The organism is Microbulbifer sp. TB1203 (assembly GCF_030997045.1).
GTDB lineage: Bacteria > Pseudomonadota > Gammaproteobacteria > Pseudomonadales > Cellvibrionaceae > Microbulbifer.
The window spans coordinates 903,959-919,557 of the sequence record NZ_CP116899.1 but is presented as its reverse complement, the minus strand read 5'-3'; the positions used below and the strand labels follow the sequence as shown (position 1 = coordinate 919,557).

The window sequence follows — 15,599 nt, the reverse complement described above, 5'->3', positions numbered from 1 at the left end:
ACTCCGTCTGTGATGAGGCATTGGCGGTTTTATGAATTTTAATCCTAGCAGTCGGCGGGGCTCAGGACGGTGGCAACTGCGCTGGCGGGAAATCCCGCAGGCTCATCGAAAATTATAGAGTCCCACCACATCACGTCAGGTCGGGGGCAGCTGCGCCAGGAAAAAATCCCGCACATTCTCCCCCATTACCTTGCGGATTTCCGTTTCGCTGAATCCCTGCCGGAGCATCTCCTCCGTCAGCAGGCCCAGCTCGCTCACATCGAAGGCCGTGATCACGCTGCCGTCGAAGTCTGAGCCCAGGGCCACATGCTCCAGCCCCAGCAGGTCGATGGCGTAGCGCAGGGTTTTGACGATACCCCGTGGGCTGGTCTCGCAGACGGCGGCGTCCCAGTAGCCGATACCGATCAGGCCGCCGCCGCCGGCGATCTCCTGCATCAACTCGTCACTAATATTCCGCGGCGTGTCGCAGGTCCCCTTGAGGCCGGTGTGGGAGAGAATCAGCGGGCGGTCCACCAGGTCCAGCACGTCGCGCACCACCTGCTCCGATGAGTGGGCCACGTCGATCACGATGGAGCGCGCGGCCATTTCCCGCACCGCCGCTCGGCCGAACTCCGTGAGGCCGGCACCGCTCCGGCCGTGCAGCGAGCCGCCCAGCTCGTTGTCGAAGAAGTGCTGCAGGCCCATCACCCGATAGCCGGCGTCGTAGAGCACGCCGATGTTCCCCAGTTCCCCTTCCAGCGGATGGGCGCCCTCGATACCGAGAATGGCCGCCAGCTGTTCGCCGCCCTTTGCGCGAGCCGCCAGTACCCGGCGCAAATCGGCGGCGTCGCGCACTAAAGCCAGTTGATCAGGGGCCCTGCGTTCCAGTTTGGTCACCCGCTCCGCATGGTGGAGGGCGCGCTGCAGCAGGCTGTTCCAGGTGCGCGGCGGCCAGCCCTGGACGATCGCCAACAGGGTGATATTGTCCACGGCTTTGGAGGAGTTCTCCCCGTAGTTCTGCCCCCGGGGGGATTTGGTCACCGCGGTAAACACCTGGATTGCCAGGTTGCCGCGGCGCGCCCGGGGAAGGTCCAGATGGCCGTAGTCCGCCTCATTCTCGAGGTTGCGGGCCCAGAGGAAGCTGTCTGCGTGCAGGTCGCCGACCACCAGGGAGCGATGCAGCGCGGCCGCCTCTTCCGACAGTGGAGGATACTTGGGGCCCGTACGCTTGTTCCGCCCCTGCTCGATGCCCGGCAGCAACAGCCACTTCCAGCCGGTGAACAATACCAATGCTAACGCGGTCGATAGAAAGAGAAGTTTCTTCATGCTTCGATATAACCGATATCAAAAACCCAGGGACTATCCGTGATACAACTATACCGCCCTCTCCTGCTTTCGCTGCTCGCCCTGCTGATTGGCGGCTGCGCCGTACTTTCCCCCAACTACCAGAAGCCCGAAGTCGAGGTCACCGCGGTGGAGCCGCTTCCGGCGGGCCCGGGCAACGACCTGCGCTTTCGCATTCACCTGCGAGTGTTCAATCCCAACGACTCCGAACTGGCACTCTCCGGGCTCTACTACACCCTGAGCCTCGCGGGGCACAAAGTGATTACCGGCACCTCCAGGGAACTGCCGCCCATCGCCCCCTACGGGCAGGACAATATCGTGGTGGATGCGACGGCGAGCCTGGTGGGCTCCATCTTCGCCGCGGCGGAGCTGATCGGCACCCAGCGGGAGTCGGTACCCTATGAGCTGGTGGCCAAACTGGGGTTGCGCCGGTCGATAGTGCCGTCGATTACCGTGCGCAAAGAGGGGGAAATCAGGCTGAACCAGCGGAAATAGGGTTCGCCGGGGGCGGGACATATAAAACAAGGGCGAACACAGGGTTCGCCCGGGACCGCCTAGAGCCTGTTTGGAATCTTGCACAGGGCTCTCCAGGATCGGGTGGGGTGCCTCTTTCCGGGACCGTATGAGGCAGGGATGCCGATTACGAGCGTACAGGGATGTATTTAAGGGGGGCGCCCAGCCCGTGTTCCGGAAAGAGGCACCCCGCCCGATCCCGCGCTCAAGGTGGGAAAACGAAGAATTCAAACAGGCTTTAACGCCGTGCGGCGAAAATGCCGCCGGCCATGGCTGCCAGGGAGGTGAGTATGCCCACCCCGATAAGACTGTAGAGGCTGATGGACTGCTGCGCGGCCTGGGCGAACACCTGGTCGAAGGGGAACTGCCAGGCTACGATCGTCGAGGCGGCCACCACCGCGGCATACTGTACGCGGGTGGCGCGGCGCTCGGAGCGCCTGGAGGGCGCCGGCAGGCGTGCCATCACGCGCTCGCAGAAGCCGTCGTCGTCCACATAGGGCTCGCTGAACTGCAGCTGCTGGCCCAGCCAGGTATCGAAATCCGGCTCGCCGCCCGCGCTGTTCCAGCTGTCTGTTCCGTCGCGATTGTTCAAACCGTTATCCACTGACTACCTCCTCGCGCCATGCCTGCAGCAGAGTCTGCAATTTGGCCCGCGCGCGATTGACGTGGGATTTTACCGTGCCCAGCGGCAACTTCATAATACTGGCCGCCTCCTCGTGGGAAAAGCCGCGCTGCATACACAGGTGCACCGCCTGGCGCTGGGCTTCGCTGAGCTCCTCCATGGCCGAGTTGAGATCCCGCGCCATGCCCAGCTGCTGGGCCTCCTCGACGCTCTCCTCCTGCTGTGCGCGATCCACCGCCTCCTGATCCACTTCCGGGGACTTCTTGCGCCGGTAGCTCATGACGAGATTGTAGGCGATACGGTACAGCCAGGTGCTGAAACGCGCATCCCCACGGAATGCCGGCAGGGCCTTGTAGGCTTTGATAAAAGCCTCCTGGGCCATATCGTCGGCCAGGGCCTGGTCGCCATCGCACAGCTGGCGGAGCGAGAAACGCAGCTGTGACTGATAGCGACGCACCAGGTGGGCGTAGGCCCGCTGGTCCCCGTCTTCGACGACGCGCCGGATCAAATCCTCGTCATTGAGGTCCATATACCGCTGTCCTTACGCCTGCTTGTTATCCAGTTTCCAGTTGACAAAGCGGGCGAGACCGATAAACAGCGGTATCAGGCCGAGACTACCGACCTCCACGCCAGAGGATATGCTCAGCCAGATGAATATCGCCAGGCCGACGGCGATCAGTGTGAATCCGCGGTCCTTCATATTGCGGGGGGACTCGCCTTCCATGGCATCCAACAGCTCCGGCGGGATATCGCGGCCTTCGGCCACCATGCGGTTGATGTTGTCCATCAGCAGCTGCTTCTTGCGGTAGCTGTTGCGGGTCACCAACCACACGATCAGTATCGGCGTACCGAACACCGCCAGAATCGCGATGATGGGAATCAACACGGCTATGTCTCCATCAAAGGGGAAATCGTCGCGATGGCCGCGAGGCCGATCGAAATCGCCAGGGATACCGATACTGATATTCTTCGGCACACTGTCCATGGCCTCTTCCACGACCAGGCCCTTCTCGTCGAGGATGCCCTTTTCCTCCAGCTGCTTGTAGATGCGCCGGGTCAGTTCGCCGCCGAACTCTTCGCCCAGGTCCAACTGGACATCGGTGCGCTTGCCCTGCCCGTCCCGGGTCTTGATCACCAGGGTGCCGTCATCCTCGCGCAGTATGCGCACCTCCTTCTCCTCCGGGGTCTCCGGCGCTTTCTCTGCTGCCGGCGGCTGCGGTGGTTCCGGCATGGTTTCGTCCTGCGCCGGGGTCTCTTGGGCCCAGCTGGCGGAGAGGCTCATCGCCGCCAGCAGGGCCATCAGCCAGCGGGCGCCGGCCCGCTGTGGGTGAAGGTTTCTCGCTCTCATTTTTTCGTGCTCTCGATAATGCTTCTGTTCCAAACTACGGTGCGGTCAACTGCGCTCCGGAAAACCGGACCGGGTTGCCCCCCGAGGACTCTTCGGCGAGCCGCACCGGGAAACGGGGGTAACTGCGCTCTTCACGCTCCTTCTCCCGGCACTCCGCCAGCTTGCGCGAAAAGGCTGCGTCGATCTTTTCGGAAAGCTGTTGCTGCACCTCCGCCAGGGGGACCGCCAACTCCGCGGCCTCCGCCTGCAAGCCCCCCAGCAACAGGGCCAGGGCGGCGTAAAATTGTACCTTTTTCATAGTTCCTGCGGTTAACATGGTCGCCTCCAGGTAGAATTTCCTTGTACATCCTAGAGACGATACCGGCGCAGCATCTGGATGCAGCGCGAGAAAATAAAGGAGCCGCAATGACAGAGCCCGCAGACGTACTGACTTTCTGGTTCGGCCAGGCGCAGCTCGACGCCGTCCCCAGCGCCGGGTACCGCCGGCGGTGGTTTTCCGGCGACAGCAGTTTCGACAGCCAGATAGAGGAGGATTTCGGCGCGCAGGTGGAGGCCGCCCTGGCCGGGGATCTGGCCCGCTGGCGCCAGAGCCTGGAGGGGGAGCTGGCCCTGGTGCTGCTGTGCGACCAGTTCACCCGCAACATCTACCGCGGCACCACCCGGGCCTACGCCGGCGATCCCCTGGCCCGTGACGTCGCCCTGGCGGTGATCGAACGCGGCGACGAGCGCAAGCTGGGCCTCTACCAGCGCGCCTTCCTCGGTATGCCCCTGGAGCACGGGGAGACCCCGGAGATGCAGGCGCAATCGGTGGCTTACTTCGACAGGCTGCGCCGCGACTACCTGAACGGCGCGGAGGCCGCCGCCCAGGCGGAGAACTTCTACCAGTATGCCCTCGCCCACCGCGAGGTCATCGAGGAATTCGGCCGCTATCCCCACCGCAACGCGGCACTGGGGCGGGAATCCACCCCGGCGGAGCAGAAATGGCTGGAAAAAGGGGGAGGTTTCTGATGGATTGGCTCTCCTGGATGTCCCTGGCCGGAATCTGCGCCCTGGGCGCCATGTCCCCTGGTCCCAGCCTGTTGATCGTACTGCGCAGCGCCGCCTCCGGGTCCCGCCAGGGTTTCGCCTGCGCCCTGGCCCACGGCGCCGCTATCGCCGTTTACGCCGGCCTCACCGCTTTTGGCCTGGCGGTGCTGATCACCCGCTCGCCGATGTTGTTTACCGCCCTGCAGTGGGCCGGCGCGGCCATGTTGATCTATTTGGGTTGGAAGGCCCTGCGTGCACCGGCGCCGAATCCCGCAGCGGCCGGCACTCCCATTCCGCACCAGTCAACGGGCCGCTCCGCGCTACAGGGGTTCGCAGTTGCCTTCTTCAACCCCAAGGTAGCCGTGTTCTTTACCGCCCTGTTCAGCCAGTTCGTGACGGAACAGCAGGCGCTCACCACCAAGCTGGGAATGGCCGCAATGGCGGCGGGCATCGACGCCGGCTGGTACTGCCTGATCACTTTGGCAGTCCTCGCCGGACGCAATCGTAACTGGGTCGGCAACTCGCTCGGGCACCGCCTGCAGCAGCTGTTCGGTGTCCTGCTGTTGGGGCTGGCGGCGCGGCTGGTGCTGACACTCTAGTTTTCAGAAATTGGAAAAGCGGCAAGGGAAGTGGGAAGTCGTGTTACAACAGACAGATAAAAAGAAGGCCCGCGCTGCGGGCCTAAACATCTTACTGCGGGGTCGTGGCGGACCACCCGTTTGGGGGGGAGGCAGCCCGCCACTGAGCCTATTATGGCAGCTGCAGCCTCTTTACGCGGACCGCTCAACGCACGCCCCGCTCCACTTGTCGCACCGCCGATAAATTTTACTTTCCGGTTGACACTGAACACTTACACATATACTGTACATTTATACAGACAAACAAAACGCGTTAACAAATTCTTAAAAATACTGGAGGCGCAGAATGGCCGTAGTAGCTGTGTGGAAATGCGATAGAGACGGAGCAATGTTCGACAACAAAAAAGATGCGGAAGAACACGATAAGATGCTGGAACTGGCCGCCAATATTACCTCGTTGATCGAGCGTCATATCGACGGTATCTCCGAACAGGCCGGCGAAGAAATCGGTCTGCTGCTGGCCAAGCGCAGGGACGACCTCGCCAAAGCCTGCAAGGGCAAACCGGAAGTGCTGCTGGAATCCGACGGAAGGGAAAGCAACGGAAGGGAAAGCAACGGAAGGGAAAGCAACGGAAGGGAATCCGAACAGCAGAATGAAACCAGCGAAGACCAGGTTACTCCCCTGGCCGCCAATCAATAGATTTTCACGATTCCATCCCTGTATCTGCCCGGCTTATGCCGGGCTTTTTTGTACAAGGTTCATTGCCGCAATCGGACTTTTCGGGTAATCCCTACACCGATCGCGGCCACCGGCCGCTCCTACAGGTTTTTCACTGCGAGCCCTATATCGATGGCGGCCAGAACCAGTATCACCACCCAACTGAGCCCGGTACCCCAGAAACGTCCCGGGTGGTAACCACCGCCGCTGGCGGTAAAGCCAAAGGCGTGCACCAGGCGCGCCAGCACAAAGACGCCGCCAAAAATATGCAGCCAGAATGCGGAAAGCCCACCCAGCTCCGCAATCAGCATCAGTATCAATGCCAAGGGGATATATTCAACGGCGTTGGCGTGGGCGCGCATACGGACTTCATTATCGGGGTCCCCGCCAGTGCCGAGGCCCACCTTGCCACTGTGGCGGAACTGCACTACGCGAAATGCCAGGGCGATCACCAGAATTCCGCAAAGGCCGGCGTAGAGGGCTGTGATATTGGCCATTTATATTCTCCTGTTAAAGGGCTTGTGTCGTAGGGTGCGCCGTGCGCACCGGAGTCGTTACCAGCGTTGCAATGGTGCGCACGGCGCACCCCAAGATCACAATTGAGAGGGTACTCTTAAATCAAAACTTGTAACCGAAGTCGTGCCCCTGCCGCGGCTTCAGGTAGCGGTCGCGCAGGCGGGTGGAGCGGTTGACCAGCGACTGGAGTTTACCGTCGATCAGCACCTCTTCCGCATAGCTGGTAACTTCCAGGGGATCGCCGCTCCACACCACGATATCTGCCACCGCCCCCGGTTCGATGGTACCGCCCTCGATACCGAACACCTCCGCCACATTGGCGCTGATGGACTTGAGCGCGTCCTCGTAGGGCAGACCATTGGCCACCGCGTTGCCCGCGGACTGGCGGGACAGATAGACATTGTGGGTGGAGGCGTAGTCCGGGCCTCTGATCAGCACAGTCACGCCCGCGCGCTTCATCTGTGCCGCGTTGTCCAGCCGCGCGCCCAGGCTCTCGAAAGAGATGGGCAGATTGTTCTGCGCGTCGACAATTACCGGCACCCCGGCCTCCGCCAACTGGTCGGCGACCATCCAGCCCTCGGCCCCACCGAGTACCACCAGCTTCAGACCGAATTCCCCGGCCAACTGGATGGCCTGCAGTATATCGCTGGCCCGGTTGACGGTGACCACCAGCGGCTGCTCTCCTCCGAGCAACGGCTGCAACGCCTCCAGATCGGCGAGGGAATGGTTCAACTCCCGCCATTCGCCGCGGCGGATCGCATCCCGGTTGGCCCGGTACTCCCGCGCCTCCTCCAGGGCATTTTTCACCTTGGCGTAGGCGCTGGCGCGGCTGCCACCGGCAAGTTGTCCGCCGGCCTCACCCAGGTAGGCCCTCTGCCCCAGGTCGGTGGCCACCACGCTGTCGAAACCGCCGTCCAGCCTGATCGCAAAACTGCGCCCGGCGAAAACCCGCTGGGGGTTGCCGGCAGTGTCGCCCCACAGCTGGATACCCGGTAGCACCAGCGCACGGGTGACGCCGCCGGCGCGGTTGAAGGGGATCAGAGTGGATTTGGGGTTGTAGGCGGGCAGAGGGTCGAAGGCGCTGCCGATGCTCTCGCCGGTCACCGCGTAGTCGTTGGTGGCGCTGGCGGCACCGATCTCGGTGAGTCCCAGTTCCGATACCGGCGCGATCACTCCCGGGGTCACCACTTTGCCGGCGGCATCGATCACCCGGTCGGCACCGTCGCCCAGGGACGGGCCCACCGCTTCCACGCGGCCGTCGCGGACCAGGATATCCGCCTGCTCGAAACTGCCGGCATCGGACAGGGTGTGCACCTTGCCGCCTTTGATCAACAGAGTTTCCGCCTGCGCAAGGGGCATGACCAGGCCCAGGAACAGAGTGCAGATGGCCGCTTTGTGTTTCGCTATCTTTTTCACAGCCGCTCTCCCTCCGCCTCCAGGATTCCCAGCTCGAAATCGCTGTGGGGCTGGCGCGCCTTATCCGCGCGGTCGTACATCAGTTCGCCGTCGATAAACACCATTTCCGCCTTGGTGTAAACGCTGAAGGGGTTGCCGGACCAGAGCACCACATCCGCCATCTTGCCCTTCTCCAGGCTGCCGGTCCGCTCGTCGATGCCCAGGGCCTTGGCGGGGTTGAGGGTCATCCACACCACCGCATCCCCGGGGCCGATATCGAAACCGGCGCGTTGCCCCGCGGTCATGGCCTTGGCCACCTCCTGGTTGAGGCGCTGGATGCCCACGGCGGAATCCGAGTGGATCATCGCGCAGGCCTCGGCCTGGTCGACGATGGCGATATTGGCCTCGGTCATATCGAAGGCCTCGTGCTTAAAGCCCCACCAGTCGGCCCACATGGCCGCGCAGACGTTGTTCTCCGCCAGCAGGTCCGCCACCTTGTAGGCCTCCACCGCGTGGTGGAAGGTGGAGATCTGGAAACCGAACTCCCTGGCGATATCCATCATGATCGCCATCTCCTCGCCGCGGTAGCAGTGGTTGTGCACGAGGATGTCGCCGTTGAGCACACCGGCCAGGGTCTCCAGTTCGAGGTCGCGCTCCGGCTTGTCACCACCGTTTTTCTCGTAGCCGTCCCACGCTTTTCTGTAGTCGGCCGCGGCGATCCACGCCTTGCGGTAGCCGGCCACATTACCCATACGGGTGGAGGGCGCAGTGCCCTTGCCGCCATAGACCCGCTTGGGGTTTTCGCCGCAGGCCATCTTCAGGCCGTAGGGAGCGCCGGGGAACTTCATGTCCTGTACCCGGCGGCCCGGCACGTTTTTCAGGGTCACACCGCGGCCCCCGAACAGGTTGGCGGAACCGGGCAGTATCTGCAGGGTGGTCACGCCGCCGGCCAGGGCCAGGGCGAATTGCGGATCCTGGGTCCACACCGAGTGCTCCGCCCACACCTCCGCGGTGTTCGGCGAGGTCATTTCGTTGCCATCCTCGGAGGACTCGATGGCCGGCGCGGGGTAGTCCCCCAGGTGGGAGTGCACGTCGATAATACCCGGGGTCACCCATTTGCCGCTGCCGTTCACCAGCAACGCCCCCTCGGGCGCTTTCAGCCCCTCACCTATCTCTGCGATTGCGCCGTCCTGCAGCAGCAGGTCAGTATTTTCCAGTTGCTCGCCGGTACCAGTGAGCAGAGTAGCCCCGACGATCAGCACCGGACGGGATTGAGTGACGGAGTAGGTGGAGGGAAAGGCCTGCTGACGGGCGAAATCCGCGGATTCGCCGCCTTTTTTGTCCCCCCCGCACCCGCCCAGAAACATTGCGGCGCACAGAGCGGCTGCAATGCAACAAGAGTGCAACTGCATAACAATCATCCAATTTATTGATATTGTGCGCACATGCTAACAGGAAGTACTTTTGCCGCCATTACCAAAACTGCCAACCTGTCCCTATTTACGATGAGCTGTATTTGCGCGGGGAAGACGCCCTCCGGCGCATGTCACCATCGGCAGGTGTCGCGCCCTCTTCCCTCTCCGCCAGTTGCGCAAAAAATGACTCCAGTTCGCCGAGATAGCCCAGTGCCGCCAGCAGTTGCACCAGCGCCGCCAGATTGCAGCCTCGCCCACTCTCGAACCGCTTCAAAGTGCTGAGGCCTACGCCGGAACTCTCAGCCAGTGCCTCCTGGGAAATATTGCGGACCAGGCGCAGTCGACGGAAGCGTTCCCCAAGGCGAGCCAGGACCTGCTGCTGTTCTGTAGCGTTCATCGGAGCCATAGGCATTTTTTCCGGTGAAAAGAAAATTATAGCTCTTTTATGAACCATTGTTCTCTAGACATTTTCCGATCAGCGTGATGCAATCCTTGCGAACCGCATATCCAGGATGGATCGATGGCGAACAATAAAATCCATATCGCTTCCACAAAAACCATCGCGGAATCCCCTCCCCCCTCACGGGATTCCCTGGAAATCTACCAGGCCCTGCGCAAGAGCGAGGAGCGCTACCGGGAACTGGTCGAGCACGCCAATTCCATTATCATCCGCTGGGACCAGAACGGCGTCATCACTTTCTTCAATGAGTACGCGCAGCAGTTTTTCGGCTACACCGAAGACGAGATCATCGGCCGCCACGTGGTGGGCACCATCGTTCCCGCCAGTGAAAGCACCGGCCGCGATCTGCGCCCACTGATGGAGCACATCTGCAACCACCCGGAAGAGCACCGCTACAACGTCAATGAAAATGTCACCAAGAGTGGCAGGCGGGTATGGGTAGCCTGGACCAATAAGATACTGACCGATGACAGGGGCGAGGCCATTGGCGTGCTGAGCATCGGCAGCGATATCACCAAGCAGCGCCTGCTGGAGGAAGAGCTGCGCCAGGCGCAAAAAATGCAGGCCATCGGTGAACTGGCCGGCGGCATCGCCCACGATTTCAACAATATGATTCACGGGATCAGCGGCTACGCGGAAGTGATCCACCAGATCACCGGCGACTCCCGCATCGCCGAATACGCCAACAACATTCTCACTACTGCCCACCACGCCGCGGAACTGACCAAACAGCTGCTGACTTTTGCCCGCAAAGGCTCCTACCAACTGACCGAATGCAACACCCACGAAATTATCCGCGATGTCTGCGCCATGCTGGAGCGCACCATCGACCGGCGCATTTACATCGAGCAACAGCTGGATGCCAGCCGGCCCCATGTCATGGGCGATCCGGCACAGCTGAAAAGCGCTCTGCTCAACCTCGGGATCAATGCCAAGGATGCCATGCCCGAGGGCGGCTCCCTGCGCTTCTCCACCTGCAACGTGTCGGTGAGTGAAGAGATCACCATTTCCGATTTCGAAATCGCTCCGGGTCAGTATCTGCTGATCAACGTCAGCGACAGCGGTACCGGCATGTCGGCGGAAATACGCCGGCGCATCTTCGAGCCGTTCTTCACCACCAAGGAAAGCGGCCGCGGTGCCGGCCTGGGCCTTGCGGCGGTCTACGGCACCACCCATCTGCACAAAGGCGCAATCCGCTGCCGCAGCAGCGAGGGCCAGGGCAGCAGCTTCGATCTCTACCTGCCCATTATCAAGGACGCCGCCAAGCAGTCGCGAACAGGCGCGGCAGAATCGCCCAGGGAGCGGAAAATTCGCATCATGCTGGTGGATGACGAAGCCATAGTGCGCAGCTATTCGAAAACCCTGTTCGAAATGCACGGCCACAGGGTGGAGACTTTTGCCTCTGCGGAAGAGGCGATCAGCCACTACCGGCAACACTACCGCGAAATCGACCTGGTGCTGCTGGATATGATCATGCCGAAAATGGATGGCGAGCAGCTGTTCGCTTTTCTCAAGCGCATCAACCCGGAGATTCGCGCGATCCTCGCCACCGGCTACAGTGTGGAAAGCAAGGTGCAGGAGATTCTTGCCGACGGCATTCTCGACTGTATCCAGAAACCCTTTACCTACGAGCAGCTGCAGCAGAAAATTGAAAAGCTGGTGGCGGAGGGAGTTTTGGCAGAGCCGTAGGGGCGCACCGTTTTAAAGCTGGTGTAGATATCCCGCCCGCGGTGCGCACAGCGCACCCTACGAAACGGCTAGCTGACGATGGCGTGCGGCAGGTAGCGGCTCATATCCTGGGTGATCGGGCTTCTGTCTTCGCGCATCGACATTCCCGCCGCCTCGTCGTCCACCAGCCAGCTGCCGATCAGAGTGTGGTTGCCACCGAACTGCGGCAGCGGGTGCAGGGCTTGGTAGATATAGCCCTCCTCGCCGTAGGGCCCATCGGAAACGGGAGCGACTTCGGCGCCGCGAACGATCGAGATATTGGCTCCCTCGCGGGAAAAGATCGGCTTTTTCACCAGCGCATCCAGATCCGAGGCTTTGTCCAGCTCGTCCTCGAAATAGGCCGGCAGCAGATTGGGATGCCCGGGAAAGAGCCGCCAGAGCATGGGCAGCAGCGCCTTGTTGGACAGAATCGCTTTCCACGGAGGCTCCAGCCAGCGGATGTTGTTTCCGCCGAGAAACTCGCCGTACTCCTCCCGGAACATAAACTCCCAGGGATAGAGCTTGAACATCCAGGTGATCACCCGGTCCTTCAGGTCGGTGAAATTGCCCTCCGCATCCCGGCCGATATCCTCGATATAAACAAAATGGCTGTCGATGCCGGCCTCGCGGGCGCAGTCCTCCAGGTACTGCACCGTACCCCGATCCTCTTCCGTGCCCTTGCAGCAGGCGAAGTGCAGCTCGCGCCCGGGGGTCAGGAAATGCAGGTCCCGAAAACGGTTGACGAGTTTTTCCTGCAGGCAGTTGAACTGGTCCGCCTGCAGCGGCAACGCGCGGCTGTCCACGTTGTCCTGCAACCACAGCCACTGCCAGAAGCCGGTCTCGTAGAGGCTGGTAGGGGTATCCGCATTGTTCTCGTACAGTTTCGCGGGGCCGCTGCCCGAATAGGCGAAATCCAGGCGCGAGTAGAGGCAGGGGTCGCCGTTGCGCCAGGACTCTCGCAAAAAATCCCAGTGTCCCTCGGGAATGCGGAAACGACGCATCAGTTCGTCATCTTCCACCACCCTGGCCACCACCTCCAGGCACATCTGGTGGATTTCCTCGGTGGGGGCCTCGATGTCCCTTTCGATCTGCTCCAGGGAAAACTGGTAGTAGGCGCTTTCATCCCAGTAGGGCTCGCCGTACATGGTGTGGAAACCGAAACCGAACTCCCGTGCCCTGTCCCGCCAGTGCGGCCGCTCCCGGATGGGCATGCGCAACACGGAATCAGCCTCCCCAGCCGCCCGAGCGCCCGCCGCCCCAGTTGGATTTGGCGGAGGCGACCGAACCGAAACCCCCGCGGGATACGGTGCGGGTCACCGTGGGCTTGGGCTTCATCGCCGAGCGGTCGACGCTGTAAGAGCCCTTGCCGTAGCGGCCGATCACCGTGCCGTCCGCGGTCATAATGCGGTTGTAATAGGATGAATGGGGGCGGGAGTAGCGGTAGACCGGATTGTAGTAACCGGAGTGGTAGTTCCGGTCGTTGAGCATGGAACCGATCATAAACCCGGTCATCAGCGGCATCCAGACGCCGGAACCGGTGCGCTGGCAGCTGTCGAACTCGGTTTCACACTGGGCGCGCCCCGGGTATTTGGGGCCGGTGCGCTCAGCCTCCGCCAGTGCCTTCTGATAGGCGGCCTCGCACTGCTGTTCGTCCAGTGAGGTATTGCTCACGCAGTCCTCGATAGAGGAGACCACCTTTACCTCTTCTTTCTGCGCACAACCCGCCAGGGCCGCCGCCACGCCGAGAGCCAGCGGGCGCATGAAAAAGCTTCTGCCGGCGGCTTTGCGCATACGGTTGAGATCGATATGTCTGCTACGTTTCATGGTGCCCCCAATCAATAAGACATACAGGCTGCGTTGAGCACGCCCACGGCAATGGTGGTCGCGGCCAGCATGATTCCCGCGCTGATCTCCCCCTCCTCGATACGCGCAACAATGCGCGGCATAAAACCGAAACGGATAATGGCGAAGGCGAGCAGCTGCGCGATCAGGGCAATCAGGGCCCAGGTTGCAAAATCCAGCAGGGAGACCGAATTGCTGGCGGCACCGCCGAGGGCAATGGCAAAACCCAGTACCGCACCGCCAAAACCAATGGCTGCGGCGGTATTTTTCTGCTCCTTGATCAGCTTCCACTCGTCATGGGGCGTCACCAGGGTGTAGAGAAACTTGAAGGCGATAAGCAACACCAGCGACAGACCAAAATAGGCCGCAAAATGCACAATACCGGTCAATAGATCATACTGCTGATCCATGGGGACTTCTCCTTATTATCCGTGAATAGTTAGCTGTGAAGGGGTCAGGGTGATTCCGGTGCTCAGCACCAGGCAGCGGCTCAGGTAACCGCCCTTTTCCAGTTTTTCCTCTGCCGAGAGGAACAGCGATTCGGTGCGCCCACCGGAAAGCTCGCGCTCGAACAGCATGGTGAACTGGTCGGTGGTGGAATGGTCTCCACCCTCCTCGTAGGTCTTTTCCGCCATATGCACGGGGTTGTGATACTCCCCTGCCGCGGTCCACACCCGTTGGTAGCTTTTATTCTCCAACATATAGCTGGATTGGCCGATTTCCCGCTCAAGCAGCTGGTTCCAGGCCTGCTCGGAAGCGATGTCCCGGGTGTCGTAAAAGTGGAACAATTTGACATCCACCACATGCTCGTCGCGGTTACCGCCCTCCGCCACTACCTGCAGCCAGGCGTCGTCGTCGGTGTAAAAGCGGTACACCCAGGTGCCGTCGAGATCGATGACCCCGGCCGCCTTGATAATCTGCGTGGGTGAACAGGATTCGATGGTCAACTCGTCCAACATCAGCTTGATGGCGAGCGGGTCCACCTCAAAACTGGCGCCCAGGCGCAGGCCCATAATGGACGGGGTCTGCACTGCAGGGGCCGGCTTGCTTATTCTCTTTATCAGCTTGGCAAACATTCTGTGGTCGCTTCCATGGCCTGATTTTTGATCGCGAAACAGCGTTTTTCATCCAGTCGCTCCGCGGAGATGTAATAGAGAGTATCCCCTTTCTCCACGGTTTCATCCAGCGCGGGATTGATATCGACCTTCTGCTCGCCGGCGCGCCGAACGCCGATCAGCGTGGCGGCCAGGTTGTGCTTGAAGTGATCGAACAGCCCACCCACCGGCAATGCAGCTTCACCCTGGTAGGGTACGCTGTACTGGGTCATTCCATAGGTACTGTCCAGCAGCTGGCGATGCAGGCGGGCGGAACCCGGGTCCAATGAGGACTTGGCCAGCAGCTCCACGGCCACCGAAGGGATACACTCGATCTTCGGGCAGTGCGCGCGCAACAACTCACCCACCGACTCATCCTGGAAATAGGCCGTTTTGTGGCTGTCCGGACTCACTTTATCGCAATAGAGAGCAGTGGTGAGGGTCACATCGTCCAGGGGGTTGTCGATAATAATCCGCGAGGCTCTGTCCAGCGCCGCCCGCTGCATGGTTTCGGCGTGGGAGAAGGATTCCACCCGCACAAAATCGATACGTTCCGGCAGCGGATTTTCAATTTCCACATCCACACACAGAACCACATGCCCGGCGTCGCCATTGGTCTTGGCCAGCAACAGCTCGACCAGGCGCAGGGTTCGGGGGCCATTCCAGCCGATAATAACCGTGTGATTCTTGAGATTGATCATACGCAAACCTTTCTTTCCCCGGTGAGCAAAATCGGAAATCGCAAATCCCACCTTGGTGATCACCATGGCGAACAAGCTCAGGCCCATGGGAATCACCCACAGACTGACCGCCAGTTTTCCCATCGGAGTCGCAGGGGAATAATCCCCGTAACCCACTGTGGAAGCGGTAACCACCAGCCAGTAAAGAAAATTCTCCCGGGCGATGATCTCCGTTTCACCGGCGGCGCTCAGCAACAGGTAACAGGTGGCCGCATAGAGCGCGACCGCAAAGATCACCGTGGAGAGATTGGCCCTAATAAAAAGCGACGCCAGAAGGCGTCGCACTTTATACAGCAACATGG

The 15,599-nt window shown here is 61.2% G+C and carries 19 protein-coding genes; 5 read left to right on the top strand and 14 right to left on the bottom strand.

The annotated features are described in order from the left end of the window. Nucleotides 1–135: 135 nt before the first annotated feature. A complete protein-coding gene (locus PP263_RS03990) occupies nucleotides 136–1,305 on the bottom strand; it encodes a membrane dipeptidase (protein WP_308367075.1) in 1,170 nt (389 codons plus the stop codon). 39 nt (nucleotides 1,306–1,344) lie between these two features. On the opposite strand from PP263_RS03990, the gene PP263_RS03985 reads away from it, so the two are divergent. Further along, entirely contained in the window at nucleotides 1,345–1,818 is a 474-nt protein-coding gene (locus tag PP263_RS03985; RefSeq protein WP_308367074.1) for an LEA type 2 family protein, read from the top strand. Nucleotides 1,819–2,074: 256 nt separating this feature from the next. Here PP263_RS03985 and PP263_RS03980 read toward each other — a convergent pair whose 3' ends face one another. Genes PP263_RS03980 through PP263_RS03965 form a run of 4 tightly spaced genes read right to left on the bottom strand, consistent with a single transcriptional unit; the run spans nucleotide 2,075 to nucleotide 4,104 of the window. Next, entirely contained in the window at nucleotides 2,075–2,440 is a 366-nt protein-coding gene (locus PP263_RS03980; RefSeq protein WP_308367073.1) for a hypothetical protein, read from the bottom strand. Next, a complete protein-coding gene (locus PP263_RS03975) occupies nucleotides 2,433–2,987 on the bottom strand; it encodes a sigma-70 family RNA polymerase sigma factor (RefSeq protein ID WP_183463597.1) in 555 nt (184 codons plus the stop codon). The genes PP263_RS03980 and PP263_RS03975 overlap by 8 nt, the downstream gene beginning before the upstream one ends. Before the next feature lie 12 nt (nucleotides 2,988–2,999). After that, entirely contained in the window at nucleotides 3,000–3,806 is an 807-nt protein-coding gene (locus PP263_RS03970) for a DUF6249 domain-containing protein (RefSeq protein ID WP_308367072.1), read from the bottom strand. A gap of 34 nt (nucleotides 3,807–3,840) precedes the next feature. Further along, nucleotides 3,841–4,104, bottom strand: coding sequence for a hypothetical protein (locus PP263_RS03965; RefSeq protein ID WP_308367071.1), 264 nt, complete (start codon nucleotides 4,102–4,104; stop codon nucleotides 3,841–3,843). 107 nt (nucleotides 4,105–4,211) lie between these two features. Between PP263_RS03965 and PP263_RS03960 the strand changes: the two genes are divergently transcribed. The 3 genes from PP263_RS03960 to PP263_RS03950 all read left to right on the top strand — a co-directional run bounded on the left by PP263_RS03960 (nucleotide 4,212) and on the right by PP263_RS03950 (nucleotide 6,110). Beyond that, nucleotides 4,212–4,814, top strand: a complete 603-nt coding sequence (locus PP263_RS03960; RefSeq protein ID WP_308367070.1) for a DUF924 family protein — start codon at nucleotides 4,212–4,214, stop codon at nucleotides 4,812–4,814. Next, nucleotides 4,814–5,431 (top strand): LysE family translocator, encoded by a 618-nt coding sequence (locus tag PP263_RS03955; protein WP_308367069.1) that lies wholly within the window; start codon nucleotides 4,814–4,816, stop codon nucleotides 5,429–5,431. The genes PP263_RS03960 and PP263_RS03955 overlap by 1 nt, the downstream gene beginning before the upstream one ends. Before the next feature lie 325 nt (nucleotides 5,432–5,756). After that, nucleotides 5,757–6,110, top strand: coding sequence for a YebG family protein (locus tag PP263_RS03950; RefSeq protein ID WP_308367068.1), 354 nt, complete (start codon nucleotides 5,757–5,759; stop codon nucleotides 6,108–6,110). A 119-nt stretch (nucleotides 6,111–6,229) separates the two neighbouring features. Here PP263_RS03950 and PP263_RS03945 read toward each other — a convergent pair whose 3' ends face one another. The 4 genes from PP263_RS03945 to PP263_RS03930 all read right to left on the bottom strand — a co-directional run bounded on the left by PP263_RS03945 (nucleotide 6,230) and on the right by PP263_RS03930 (nucleotide 9,860). Next, a complete protein-coding gene (locus PP263_RS03945; protein ID WP_308367067.1) occupies nucleotides 6,230–6,625 on the bottom strand; it encodes an MAPEG family protein in 396 nt (131 codons plus the stop codon). Between the two features lie 121 nt (nucleotides 6,626–6,746). Beyond that, complete coding sequence (locus tag PP263_RS03940; RefSeq protein WP_308367066.1) at nucleotides 6,747–8,060, bottom strand: amidohydrolase family protein; 1,314 nt, start codon at nucleotides 8,058–8,060, stop codon at nucleotides 6,747–6,749. Then, nucleotides 8,057–9,406 (bottom strand): amidohydrolase, encoded by a 1,350-nt coding sequence (locus tag PP263_RS03935; RefSeq protein ID WP_308367065.1) that lies wholly within the window; start codon nucleotides 9,404–9,406, stop codon nucleotides 8,057–8,059. The genes PP263_RS03940 and PP263_RS03935 overlap by 4 nt, the downstream gene beginning before the upstream one ends. A 133-nt stretch (nucleotides 9,407–9,539) precedes the next feature. Next, nucleotides 9,540–9,860 carry a helix-turn-helix transcriptional regulator gene (locus PP263_RS03930; protein ID WP_308367064.1) on the bottom strand — a complete coding sequence of 107 codons (321 nt, stop codon included), beginning with the start codon at nucleotides 9,858–9,860 and terminating at the stop codon, nucleotides 9,540–9,542. A gap of 114 nt (nucleotides 9,861–9,974) precedes the next feature. Here PP263_RS03930 and PP263_RS03925 point away from each other — a divergent pair, with 114 nt between their 5' ends. Then, nucleotides 9,975–11,603, top strand: coding sequence for a PAS domain S-box protein (locus PP263_RS03925; protein WP_308367063.1), 1,629 nt, complete (start codon nucleotides 9,975–9,977; stop codon nucleotides 11,601–11,603). 68 nt (nucleotides 11,604–11,671) lie between these two features. Here the strand turns inward: PP263_RS03925 and PP263_RS03920 are convergent, their stop codons facing one another. From PP263_RS03920 to PP263_RS03900, 5 genes are read right to left on the bottom strand one after another with little or no spacing between them, the layout of a single operon-like run. Then, the gene (locus tag PP263_RS03920) at nucleotides 11,672–12,832 is read right to left on the bottom strand and encodes a glutathionylspermidine synthase family protein (protein WP_308368555.1); all 1,161 of its coding nucleotides are present in this window, start codon (nucleotides 12,830–12,832) and stop codon (nucleotides 11,672–11,674) included. A 13-nt stretch (nucleotides 12,833–12,845) separates the two neighbouring features. Then, complete coding sequence (locus PP263_RS03915) at nucleotides 12,846–13,445, bottom strand: DUF1190 domain-containing protein (RefSeq protein WP_308367062.1); 600 nt, start codon at nucleotides 13,443–13,445, stop codon at nucleotides 12,846–12,848. A gap of 11 nt (nucleotides 13,446–13,456) precedes the next feature. Beyond that, entirely contained in the window at nucleotides 13,457–13,873 is a 417-nt protein-coding gene (locus tag PP263_RS03910) for a DUF350 domain-containing protein (protein WP_183463623.1), read from the bottom strand. Nucleotides 13,874–13,888: 15 nt separating this feature from the next. After that, nucleotides 13,889–14,539: a YjfK family protein gene (locus tag PP263_RS03905; RefSeq protein ID WP_308367061.1), complete on the bottom strand. Its 651-nt coding sequence runs from the start codon at nucleotides 14,537–14,539 to the stop codon at nucleotides 13,889–13,891. After that, on the bottom strand, nucleotides 14,524–15,597 hold the full coding sequence (locus PP263_RS03900; protein WP_308367060.1) for an ion channel: 1,074 nt from the start codon (nucleotides 15,595–15,597) through the stop codon (nucleotides 14,524–14,526). Before PP263_RS03900 ends, PP263_RS03905 begins: the two co-directional genes overlap by 16 nt. Nucleotides 15,598–15,599 lie beyond the last annotated feature (2 nt).

What these genes read in the sequence shown, in the direction of transcription:
- PP263_RS03990 (WP_308367075.1), bottom strand. Translation starts at nt 1,305, where the DNA reads ATGAAGAAACTTCTCTTTCTATCGACCGCGTTAGCATTGGTATTGTTC.
- PP263_RS03975 (WP_183463597.1), bottom strand. Translation starts at nt 2,987, where the DNA reads ATGGACCTCAATGACGAGGATTTGATCCGGCGCGTCGTCGAAGACGGG.
- PP263_RS03970 (WP_308367072.1), bottom strand. Translation starts at nt 3,806, where the DNA reads ATGAGAGCGAGAAACCTTCACCCACAGCGGGCCGGCGCCCGCTGGCTG.
- PP263_RS03965 (WP_308367071.1), bottom strand. Translation starts at nt 4,104, where the DNA reads ATGAAAAAGGTACAATTTTACGCCGCCCTGGCCCTGTTGCTGGGGGGC.
- PP263_RS03960 (WP_308367070.1), top strand. Translation starts at nt 4,212, where the DNA reads ATGACAGAGCCCGCAGACGTACTGACTTTCTGGTTCGGCCAGGCGCAG.
- PP263_RS03955 (WP_308367069.1), top strand. Translation starts at nt 4,814, where the DNA reads ATGGATTGGCTCTCCTGGATGTCCCTGGCCGGAATCTGCGCCCTGGGC.
- PP263_RS03950 (WP_308367068.1), top strand. Translation starts at nt 5,757, where the DNA reads ATGGCCGTAGTAGCTGTGTGGAAATGCGATAGAGACGGAGCAATGTTC.
- PP263_RS03945 (WP_308367067.1), bottom strand. Translation starts at nt 6,625, where the DNA reads ATGGCCAATATCACAGCCCTCTACGCCGGCCTTTGCGGAATTCTGGTG.
- PP263_RS03935 (WP_308367065.1), bottom strand. Translation starts at nt 9,406, where the DNA reads ATGTTTCTGGGCGGGTGCGGGGGGGACAAAAAAGGCGGCGAATCCGCG.
- PP263_RS03930 (WP_308367064.1), bottom strand. Translation starts at nt 9,860, where the DNA reads ATGGCTCCGATGAACGCTACAGAACAGCAGCAGGTCCTGGCTCGCCTT.
- PP263_RS03925 (WP_308367063.1), top strand. Translation starts at nt 9,975, where the DNA reads ATGGCGAACAATAAAATCCATATCGCTTCCACAAAAACCATCGCGGAA.
- PP263_RS03920 (WP_308368555.1), bottom strand. Translation starts at nt 12,832, where the DNA reads ATGCCCATCCGGGAGCGGCCGCACTGGCGGGACAGGGCACGGGAGTTC.
- PP263_RS03915 (WP_308367062.1), bottom strand. Translation starts at nt 13,445, where the DNA reads ATGAAACGTAGCAGACATATCGATCTCAACCGTATGCGCAAAGCCGCC.
- PP263_RS03910 (WP_183463623.1), bottom strand. Translation starts at nt 13,873, where the DNA reads ATGGATCAGCAGTATGATCTATTGACCGGTATTGTGCATTTTGCGGCC.
- PP263_RS03905 (WP_308367061.1), bottom strand. Translation starts at nt 14,539, where the DNA reads ATGTTTGCCAAGCTGATAAAGAGAATAAGCAAGCCGGCCCCTGCAGTG.
- PP263_RS03900 (WP_308367060.1), bottom strand. Translation starts at nt 15,597, where the DNA reads ATGTTGCTGTATAAAGTGCGACGCCTTCTGGCGTCGCTTTTTATTAGG.